The organism is Kitasatospora sp. NPDC059577 (assembly GCF_042735475.1).
Lineage (GTDB): Bacteria > Actinomycetota > Actinomycetes > Streptomycetales > Streptomycetaceae > Kitasatospora.
On sequence record NZ_JBHWBZ010000079.1, the window covers coordinates 13547 to 22153 of the forward strand.

Here is an 8607-nt window from a genome sequence, read left to right on the forward strand (position 1 = left end):
CCTGCTCCCGCGCGAGGCGCGGCTCCGCGCCTCCCGGCCTCGCCGCGCCCGGGCCCCGGCCCCCCCCCGCCCCCCCCGGCCCCCCCCCCGACCGGCCCGGCCTCAGGCCTGGCCGCCGGCCGCCTGCTCCTCGGCGACCTTCCGCTTCACCTCGGCCATGTCCAGGCCGCGGGCCTGACCGATCAGGTCCTCGAACACCGCCTCCGGCAGCGCGCCGGCCTGCGAGAAGACGAGCACGCCCTCACGGATGATCGCCAGCGTCGGGATCGACTGGATGCCGAACGCGGCGGCCAACTCCTGCTGCGCCTCGGTGTCCACCTTGGCGAAGACCAGGTCCGAGTGGCGCTCCGCCGCCTTCTCGTACACCGGGGCGAACTGGCGGCAAGGACCGCACCACCCGGCCCAGAAGTCGATGAAGACGAACTCCTTGCCCTCCGGACCGGGGACGATGTCGTCGAAGTTCTCCTTGGTCAGCTCGACCGTGCTGCTCATCTCGCGATTCCTTCCCTTCCGGAGGTGGCGGTACAGGCCATGTGCCCGCGACAACCGTGCCGGTCGGCACCCTATTCCGGGGCGTCCGGCGGCCCCCGCACCGACCGGCGGTCCCGGCGTTGAGCAGCGGGCCGCCACCGTCCGTACAGGAGGGTGTCCAGTCCGTTCAGGCCGCGGGAGGCACCCCATGCACAGCGAACCGCGCACCCGCCGGGCAGCCGTGCTGGCCGCCATCGGCATCGCGGCGGCCGCCCTGATCGCCGGCTGCGGGTCGTCGGGGGGCGGCAGTTCGAGTGCGCCGAGCACGTCGGGCAGCCCGAGCGCCCCGGCGAGCGCGACCCTGCAGACCGCCAAGGACCCCACGCTGGGCACGATCGTCACGGACAGTTCCGGCTTCACGCTCTACCGCTTCGACCAGGACGAGAGCAACCCGCCGGAGTCCTACTGCAACGGCAGCTGCGCCGTGATCTGGCCGCCCGAGCACGCCAACGGCGCCGTCACGGTCAAGGGCATCGACAGCAAGCTGGTCGGCACGGTCACCCGCTCCGACGGCACCCAGCAGGTCACCGTCAACGGCTGGCCGGTCTACCGCTACTCGCCGGACACCAAGCCCGGTGACACCAAGGGCCAGGGCGTGGGCGGCACCTGGTTCGCGGTGACCCCGAGCGGCGGCAAGGCGGCCGCCACGGCGAACCCCAACCCCATGCCCAGTACTCCGGGCTACTGACCGATGTCGACCGCCCTCGACCGGGAGGCCCGGGTGCGCAACGATGAAGTGGTGACCGAGGAGCACCCCGTCGGCGGCACCGCCGGCCACGGCACGGGGGCGTCGGACGAGGAGTTGATGCGCGCCCTGTACCACGAGCACGCCGGTCCGCTCTTCGGCTTCGTGCTCCACCTGGTCGCCGGCGACCGGCAGCGGGCCGAGGACGTCGTCCAGGAGACCCTGGTCCGCGCCTGGCGCAACATCCACCGCCTGGACCCGGGGGTGGGCTCGCTGCGGCCGTGGCTGGTGACCGTCGCCCGCCGGATCGTGATCGACGAGCACCGCAGTGCCCGGGCCAGGCCGCGCGAGGTGGACGCGTCGGCCCTGGAGGTGCTGCCCGCCGAGGACGAGCTCGACCGGGCACTGCGGATGATGACCGTCGCGGACGCGCTCGGCGACCTCTCGCCGGCGCACCGCGAGATCATCGTCGAGACGTACCTGAAGGGCCGCACGGCCAACGAGGCGGCCGCCGAACTCGGCATCCCGGCCGGGACCGTGCGGTCGCGGGTTTTCTACGCACTGCGCTCGCTGAGGCTCGCGCTGGAGGAACGGGGAGTGACATCGTGACCGAGCGTCCTGACCCTGTGCCCGGCGTGCCGGACGGTCCGGCCGGTGACCCCCGCAGCCCCGGCGGGCCGGACCGCGCCTTCGGCGAGCCGGAGCACGTCGACGCCGGTGCCTACGTCCTCGGCCTGCTGGAACCCGCCGAGCGCGCCGCCTTCGAGCAGCACCTCGCCGACTGCCCGCAGTGCGCCGAGCAGGTGGCCGAACTCGGCTTCGTGGAACCGCTGCTGGCCGAGTACGCGGGCTCCGCGAGGGCGGCCGGGCTGGACCCGGCCGGCCCCGCCCCGCACCCCGACCCGCAGCTCCTGGACCGGCTGGTCGCCGAGGTCGGCACCGTCCGGCGGCGCGGCCGGGTGCGGCGGCTGGTCCTGGCGCTGGCCGCGACCGCGATGGTGGCGGCGGGCCCCGCGGTCACGGCCGCGGTGCTCACCGCCGACAGCACCCCCGCCGTGGTTGCCGTGGCCGAGCAGTTCAGCGCCACCGACCCGGCCACCGGCGCGCACGCCACCGTCGGCGTGAACGGCACCACCTGGGGCAGTCAGGTCAGCATGCAACTCTCCGGCGTCCGGGGCCCGTTGACCTGCAGCCTGGTCGCCGTCTCGCACGGCGGCGGGCAGCAGACGGTGAACACCTGGGCCGTCCCGGCGGGCAGCTACGGCAACGACGGCGTGCTGCACACCACCGGCGGCGCGGCCCTCCAGCCGGGCGACATCGACCACTTCGAGGTGCGCGTACAGGACACCGGTGCCCTCCTGGTCGCCGTCCCGGCCCACCGGGCCTGACCCGCGCCCTGCGCGAGGACCCGGCTCAGTACGGCCCGTGCACGTGGTGGTACGCGGCCAGCCGCTCGATCCGGGCCGTTCCCCGGACACCGGGCCAGTGCGGATCCGGCTCGCCGGTGCCGGACATGTGCTCCCGCCGCCAGGTGCGGCTCCAACCGACCCGGATCGTCGGCTCGAAGCTGTGCGGGCGCCCGCACGGGCAGGGCGTCAGCACCCGCGCGCAGGAGCGGCACAGCCCGGCGTGGCCGTGGCCGGTCGGGACCGGCAGCGCGGGGCCCTCCTCCCCGCAGGCCGGGCAGCCGGGCAGCTCGGCGCCGTCCAGCAGCGCGTTCTGCCGCCGCACGTATGCGGGCAGGGTCAACGGCGGGTGCAGGAAGGGGTCGTGGAGCCAGGCGGAGTCCGGCGAGTCCCACCGGTACCGGTACTGGTCCCACCAGGGTGCCACCGACGTCTCCCGCCGCCCGGCCCGCTTCTGCGCCCGGCGCTGCCGTGCGTACTCCTCGGCCCGGGCCCGCCACAGCTCACGGGCCTCGTGCAGCTCCTCCACCGCGCGGACCAGCGCGTCGGGGTCGGTCTCCAGGTGCCGGGGCATCCGGGCACTCACGGTGAGGTGGTGGTAGGTCGCCCGCAGGCCGTAGGGGGCGAAGCGGGTCAGGCAGGTCCGCAGCGCGCTGTGCCGCCGGTACGGCGGGAGCGAGGTGTCGTGCACCCGGGCGCGGTGGGTGTGGAAGCTGGTCATGCCGGGGGCTCCAGGCTCAGCGCGCGGGCGATCGCGGCGGTGACGGCGGGCGCGTGGTCGGGCAGTTGCCGCTCGGCCCAGCGCGCCGCCAGGGCGAGGAAGTCACGCAGGTCCCGCTCGGCCCCGGCGAGCAGCCGGCGCAACTCGTCCGGGGACAGCTCGATCACCGGGCTGTCGTCGTCCTCGTCGTCCTGGGTCAGCCGGACGGTGCGGCCGACCCATTCGACCCGGGCGTCCGGGTCGTGGCCGAACCAGGCCGTGCCCGCGCCGTCGGTCACGTCCAGCCATGCGCGCCAGTCCTCCAGGCCGGTGCAGCAGCCCGGTGCGAAGACGGTGCCGGTGGCGGTGTCGGTCACCCGGAGCCCGCCGGGGGCGAAGAGGTCCGGCACGGTGAGCAGCCCGTGCAGGAAGGCGCCCAGGGGGTCCTCGGGCCGCGGACCGCGCCCGTCGGCCTCCTCGGGGTCGATGTCGTTGCGGTCGGTGATCCGCCATACCGCCGTGCCCACCTCGGCCGGTGTCGACCGGCCGTCCAGCACCAGGTACTCCCAGCGTTCGTGCTCGCCCGTGGGCCAGAGCTCGAAGCCGTCGGGGGCGAAGATCTCCAGGACCGGCTGCATCGACATCATCGGGCGATCATGCCGGAGGCCGGCCGCGCCGGGCACGGCTTTTACGCGGCGTCCGCGGCGATCGCGGCCAGCACCCGCCCACAGCGCCGGGCGAAGGCGCGCTGGGCGAGCGGGAGCAGCGGGCCGGCCAGCCGGGCGTACCGGGCGACGGGGCGGCTGAAGGCGGTGACGGTGAACCAGACCGACCCGTCGGGGCCCAGCTCGACCGCGAAGGTCTCCTCGCCGCGGGCCAGGTGGCCGTGCCGCGTTCCGTAGGTGAAGCCGTAACGGTCCGGGCCGTCGACGGTGGCCAGCACCCGGTTGGGGGCTCCCGCGCGCAGCGGGCCGAGGCCGATGGCGCAGTGGACGGCGAGGCCCGGGGCGGCCGGCTCGGCCCCGGCGTCGATCCGCACGCCCGCGAGCCGGTGCATCCGCCAGCCGAGCAGGGCGGCTCCGGCGACCTCCAGCGCGGCGCGGCCGTGGCCGACGAGGGCCCGGTGCCGCAGGTGGTGGTAGCCGTCGGGCAGTGTGCCGGTGGCGCTGGCGCCCTGCTCGGGGTAGCTGAGGTCGTTCATCGGTGGGCCTCCGCGGTGTCGGGCCGGCTGTCGATCCGGTGGTCGAGCCGCTTGTCGAGTCGGCTGTCGGGGCTGTCGGGGCGGCGGTCGGGCGGGCCGTCGGGGCGGCTGTGGAGCCGGCGCCAGGCGAGGAGGGCGCAGAGGGCGAAGCCGAGGGCGTTGCCGACGCCGTGGGTGGCGGCCATCCAGGCCAGGGTGGGGTGGGGGAGTCCGGCGGCCCGGCCGAGTGCCCACCAGAGGGCGAGCACCATGGTGACCGCGAGGACGGCCGAGGAGACGGCGAGCAGCCGGGCGGTGGCGGTGTCGCCGCTGCGGTGGCGCAGCTCGCGCCAGGTGACCAGCCCGACCAGCCACATCCCGGTGGTCAGCACCAGGGCTCCGGCGAACTGCCACCAGGTGCCGAGGAAGTACCCGGCCAGCACCAGCAGGGTGCCGGCCGGGACGCTGAGCGCCGCGCAGCGGGCCGCGGTGGAGCCGGCCCCGGCGGTGCGGCAGACCAGCCCGGCGACCAGGGCGGCGGTGAACCCCGCGTAGTGGAAGTGCGGGACGGTCAGGGCCAGGATGTGCGGCTCGAAGCCGAACAGCGGGTAGCCGGAGCGCTCGGCGACCAGGGCGACCCCGGCGACCGAGGGCGCGGCGAGCGCGGTGAGCACCGCGACCTCGGCGGGTGCGAGCGAGCGGGTGCGGGCCAGCCGCAACGGTGCGTGCAGGGCGATGACCAGGGTGCCCAGCGCGTAGACGGCGGCGTTGCCGGTGGCGAGGCCGCCGTGCGGCAGCCAGAGCGAGAGTGCGCCGGGTACGGCCGCGAGCGGCCAGAAGCGGCGAACCCGGGCGAGCCCGGGTTCGTCGATCAGGGCGAGGCCGAGCGGGACGACGGCGCCCATGCCGAGCAGGACCAGGAGGTCCACCAGTTCGGTGGTGCCCTTTCCCATGGCGGACACACCCTTCTTGAACGTGTTCAAATGAGCTTCGCCGCCGACTCTACGTCGCCGACTTGAACGCGTTCAACTCGCCCCCGTCGCGGTCCCGGCCCGGCCGGCCTGGTGGGAACGCCGGGTGCGGCGCACTCTGGAGGGGTAACCGATGGAGGTGATCCGCCATGCAGACGCAGACTCTGGTCGGTTGGCACATCGAGATGGAGTTCCGAGAGGACGGGCCGCGCACCAGTGCCGCCGCCATGCTCCGGCTCGGCGACGGGACCGAACTGCGTGCCCACGGCTACAGCAGCCGCCACCCCTCCGACCCGGAACAGCTTCGGGTCGGCGAGGAGGTCGCCGGGGCCCGTGCGCTCAACGACCTCGCCTCGCAACTGCTCACCAAGGCCCACGGCGAGATCCAGGAGGTCAGCCCGGTCCCGACCCACCCGCTGTCGTGACCGCCCCGCGCCCGGCAGGCGGTGGCGCCGGACAGCAGTCGGGCCGCCCGCGGATCCCGCTGATCTGCCCGCGCTGCGGGCACGAGCAGCAGGTCGTCCCCGGCGGCCCGGAACGGGCGGTCAAGGTCGTCCACGTCGGGACCGGCCGGGAGGCCTGCGAGCCCGGGGACCTGGCGCGGGCACCTGACGACGGGACCTGAGGGCGGGACCTGCCGACGGGACCCGCCGAACGGATCCCGGGGGCGGGAACACGGGACGGGAACACGGGCACGGCGAACGTCGGCCCGAGCCCCGTCGGCCTGCGCCCCCGGGTCCCCGGGCCCGGGGGCGTAAGGCGCATGCCCCGGCCGGGCCGACCGCCCGGTCCCCGGCCCGGCCGCCCTCAGTTGACGCAGTACGTGCCCGGCGGCTGCCACTCCGGCCCGACCAGGCGCTGCTCCAGCACGTTCGGGGTGATCCGGATCCCGACCGTCCCGGCCAGCCCGACCCGGAACCGGCTGCGGGCGAGCGCGATCAGCGCCGTCAGTCCGTACTTGTTGATGAGCGAGGCGCGGTAGCGCGCGGTCGCGTCGGCGTCGCAGAGCCGGGCGCGGGCCGGCACGCTGCGGCCGGTCCGGCGCCCGTGGGCGTCGCAGGGGCCGATCAGCACCCGGGGGTGGCGGCGGATCCGCTCGGCCTCGCCGGAGTGCGCTGGGGTCCAGATGCCGAGGGCCGCGCCGTCCGGCACCACCCAGAGCTGGGACTCGATCCGGTTGCCGTCCTCGTCGAAGGTGGTGAGCAGGAGGTACCGGCTGTCGGCGAGCCGGTCGGTTCGGTGGTGCACGACGTCCTCCCTCGGGGTCGGGGGCGGCTCGGTGCCCGTGGCGCCCGGCGCTCGTGCGGTACTCCTCGGCGATCGGCCCGGGGGTCCGCGCGTGCGCACCCGGTGGGCCAGCGGGGCAGCCCCGCCGGTTGCGGGCGGGTGCCCCGGCCGGGCCACTCCATTCTGGTCCACCCGGGCGGGCAGTTCGAGGGGGCGGGGCTGCCCGTGTACCGGGTGCGAGGCCGCTTGCCGACCGGGGACCGCCGGTCGCTAAGATCATCTCGCAACACGACGCGAAGGGGAGCCAGTGGCGCGGGTTGCGGTGATAGGCGGGGGTATCAGCGGGCTGGGGACGGCGCTCATGCTCGGACGGCGGGGCCACGCGGTCACGTTGTTCGAACAGGATGCCCGACAGGCCGGGGAGGACCTGGACGGGGACTTCTTCGACTGGGGCAGGCCCCGGGTCCCGCAGGCCGTCCAGCCCCACTCGTTCCTCGCTCCCGTGCGCACCGTGCTGCGCGCCGAGGCCCCCGACGTCCACGCCGACCTGCTGGCGCGCGGAGCCCGGGAGTACCACGACTTCGACTGGTTCGACGAGCACCCGGCACACCGGGCCGGCGACGAGGAACTGGTGACCCTGCGGACCCGCCGCATCGTGCTGGAGGCCGCCCTGACCGCGGCCGTCGGGCGGGAGACCACCGTCGAGGTCCGGCGGGGCCACCGGGTGGACGCCCTCACCTTCGAGGAGGGCCGCCCGGCCCGGGTCACCGGGGTGCGGGCGGGAGCGCGAACGCACCGGGCGGACCTCGTGGTCGACGCCTCCGGCCGCCGCTCGTCGGTCCCCGACCGACTGGTCGAGGCCGGCTGCCGCCCGCCCGTGGTCGAGAGCCACCGCACCGGGATCACCTACCTGGCCCGCTGGTACCGCCTGCGCGCCGACGGCCCGCGCGACCCCGGGCGGGTGAAGGGCGGCTCGACCGCACCCTTCGCGATGGCCGGCGTCTTCCCGTCCGACAACGACACCTTCGCGCTGAGCATGGTGCTGTCCACGGGTGATCCGACCCGCGGCGCGCTCACCGACCCCGCCGTGTTCGAGGCCGTCGCCCGGAGCTTCCCCGCGACCGCGGCCTGGCTCGCCCTGGAGCCCGAACCGCGCTCCGCCGTCCTGGCGATGGCCGGCCTGGACAACCGCTGGACCTCCCTCGTCGACGACCACGGACCCGTCGTCACCGGCCTGGTCAACGCCGGGGACAGCCTCGTCCACACCAACCCCACCCTGGGCCACGGCGTGGCCCTCGGCCTGCTCGCCGCCCAGTACCTCGCCACCCACGTCGACCGGATCGCCGCCGACCCCGCCGACTACCACGACTGGACGGTGCGGACCCTCCGGCCGTGGTTCGACGCCCAGGTGACGGCCGACCGGGCCAACGAGCAACGCCTCTCCGAGAACGCGCCGCCCGCCGACCGCCGGACCGCCGCCCTGGCCGTCTGCGCCTTCGAAGACCCGGTCGTGATGCGGGCCCGGGCCCAGGTGCGCCACCTCCTGCGCACCCCGGACGAGGCCTACGGCAGCGACGAGGTGCAGGAGCGCGTCAGCGCCTGGCTGGCCGCCCGTCCGGACTTCACGCCCGGCCACGACGGCCCGACCCGGGACCGCTGGGACGCGCTCATCCCGGCCTGAGCGCCGGCCCGGCCGGCGGCGGCCTCCCGCGGGCACCGGCTCGCCGGCGGCGGCGCCGGTAACGGCGAGCGGCCCGGAAACGGCGAGTGCCCGGAAACGGCGAGGGGGGGGGGCGCGCGGGGGGGGGGGCGGGCGCGGCGGGAGGGCGCCCCCACCACCCCCCACAGGGAGGGGGAGAACACCCACACCCCCCGGGGGTGGGCCAAGACCACCCCCGGGGCGGCCC

The 8607-nt window shown here is 75.8% G+C and carries 12 protein-coding genes; 6 read left to right on the forward strand and 6 right to left on the reverse strand.

The window, feature by feature from the left end; translation table 11 throughout:
• Window positions 1-102: 102 nt before the first annotated feature.
• Window positions 103-732: a thioredoxin family protein gene (locus ACFV0O_RS37450; protein ID WP_380348693.1), complete on the reverse strand. Its 630-nt coding sequence runs from the start codon at window positions 730-732 to the stop codon at window positions 103-105.
• Between ACFV0O_RS37450 and ACFV0O_RS37455 the strand changes: the two genes are divergently transcribed.
• The 3 genes from ACFV0O_RS37455 to ACFV0O_RS37465 are packed head-to-tail and all read left to right on the forward strand — an operon-like array spanning window position 680 to window position 2604.
• Window positions 680-1219, forward strand: a complete 540-nt coding sequence (locus tag ACFV0O_RS37455) for a hypothetical protein (protein ID WP_380348695.1) — start codon at window positions 680-682, stop codon at window positions 1217-1219. The two genes, ACFV0O_RS37450 and ACFV0O_RS37455, sit on opposite strands and share 53 nt — an antisense overlap.
• A gap of 3 nt (window positions 1220-1222) precedes the next feature.
• Entirely contained in the window at window positions 1223-1825 is a 603-nt protein-coding gene (locus tag ACFV0O_RS37460; protein WP_380348697.1) for a sigma-70 family RNA polymerase sigma factor, read from the forward strand.
• A complete protein-coding gene (locus tag ACFV0O_RS37465) occupies window positions 1822-2604 on the forward strand; it encodes a zf-HC2 domain-containing protein (RefSeq protein ID WP_380348699.1) in 783 nt (260 codons plus the stop codon). Before ACFV0O_RS37460 ends, ACFV0O_RS37465 begins: the two co-directional genes overlap by 4 nt.
• 25 nt (window positions 2605-2629) lie before the next feature.
• Here ACFV0O_RS37465 and ACFV0O_RS37470 read toward each other — a convergent pair whose 3' ends face one another.
• Genes ACFV0O_RS37470 through ACFV0O_RS37485 form a run of 4 tightly spaced genes read right to left on the reverse strand, consistent with a single transcriptional unit; the run spans window position 2630 to window position 5455 of the window.
• A complete protein-coding gene (locus ACFV0O_RS37470; RefSeq protein ID WP_380348701.1) occupies window positions 2630-3343 on the reverse strand; it encodes a hypothetical protein in 714 nt (237 codons plus the stop codon).
• Window positions 3340-3969 (reverse strand): hypothetical protein, encoded by a 630-nt coding sequence (locus ACFV0O_RS37475; protein ID WP_380348703.1) that lies wholly within the window; start codon window positions 3967-3969, stop codon window positions 3340-3342. Before ACFV0O_RS37475 ends, ACFV0O_RS37470 begins: the two co-directional genes overlap by 4 nt.
• Window positions 3970-4010: 41 nt before the next feature.
• Window positions 4011-4523 (reverse strand): DUF1990 family protein, encoded by a 513-nt coding sequence (locus ACFV0O_RS37480; protein WP_380348705.1) that lies wholly within the window; start codon window positions 4521-4523, stop codon window positions 4011-4013.
• On the reverse strand, window positions 4520-5455 hold the full coding sequence (locus ACFV0O_RS37485) for a YndJ family protein (RefSeq protein WP_380348736.1): 936 nt from the start codon (window positions 5453-5455) through the stop codon (window positions 4520-4522). The genes ACFV0O_RS37480 and ACFV0O_RS37485 overlap by 4 nt, the downstream gene beginning before the upstream one ends.
• A 167-nt stretch (window positions 5456-5622) precedes the next feature.
• On the opposite strand from ACFV0O_RS37485, the gene ACFV0O_RS37490 reads away from it, so the two are divergent.
• Both ACFV0O_RS37490 and ACFV0O_RS37495 read left to right on the forward strand, forming a co-directional pair.
• The gene (locus ACFV0O_RS37490) at window positions 5623-5898 is read left to right on the forward strand and encodes a DUF1876 domain-containing protein (protein WP_360259705.1); all 276 of its coding nucleotides are present in this window, start codon (window positions 5623-5625) and stop codon (window positions 5896-5898) included.
• Window positions 5895-6098 carry a hypothetical protein gene (locus ACFV0O_RS37495; RefSeq protein ID WP_380348708.1) on the forward strand — a complete coding sequence of 68 codons (204 nt, stop codon included), beginning with the start codon at window positions 5895-5897 and terminating at the stop codon, window positions 6096-6098. The genes ACFV0O_RS37490 and ACFV0O_RS37495 overlap by 4 nt, the downstream gene beginning before the upstream one ends.
• A gap of 182 nt (window positions 6099-6280) precedes the next feature.
• Here ACFV0O_RS37495 and ACFV0O_RS37500 read toward each other — a convergent pair whose 3' ends face one another.
• Entirely contained in the window at window positions 6281-6721 is a 441-nt protein-coding gene (locus ACFV0O_RS37500; protein ID WP_380348710.1) for a PPOX class F420-dependent oxidoreductase, read from the reverse strand.
• 286 nt (window positions 6722-7007) lie between these two features.
• On the opposite strand from ACFV0O_RS37500, the gene ACFV0O_RS37505 reads away from it, so the two are divergent.
• The gene (locus ACFV0O_RS37505; protein WP_380348712.1) at window positions 7008-8381 is read left to right on the forward strand and encodes an FAD-dependent oxidoreductase; all 1374 of its coding nucleotides are present in this window, start codon (window positions 7008-7010) and stop codon (window positions 8379-8381) included.
• The last annotated feature ends 226 nt before the right edge of the window (window positions 8382-8607 follow it).